General features: G+C 65.2%; 1 pseudogene. It reads right to left on the bottom strand.

The window, feature by feature from the left end:
* Window positions 1–296: pseudogene (locus ACQG3P_RS19200) on the bottom strand (glucoamylase family protein); the annotation flags it as partial.

Here is a 296-nt window from a genome sequence, read left to right on the forward strand (position 1 = left end):
TTGTAGTACGACTGGGCGAACAGCACGCCCAACATCAGCAATGCGGTGTCCACGCTCGACAGTTCCACCCAGCTGTCATAGCGGTGGCCCTGCTGCATGTCCAGGACGTGGTAGTAGAAACCCTTGTAGCCGCCCTTACCGGTGCGCTGCGGGCCCAGCGGCATGTCGCGGAAGAACTTCAGCGTGGTCAGCGTGCGGTCCACCGCCTGGGTACGGCTGACCCAGCCGTTTGCCACGCCGATCGGGTACGCGGTCTGCGCGTAGCCCACCGAGGCGATGCTGGCGAACGGGCGCGA

It is taken from the genome of Stenotrophomonas sp. SrG (genome assembly GCF_050031795.1).
Taxonomy (GTDB): domain Bacteria; phylum Pseudomonadota; class Gammaproteobacteria; order Xanthomonadales; family Xanthomonadaceae; genus Stenotrophomonas; species Stenotrophomonas rhizophila_A.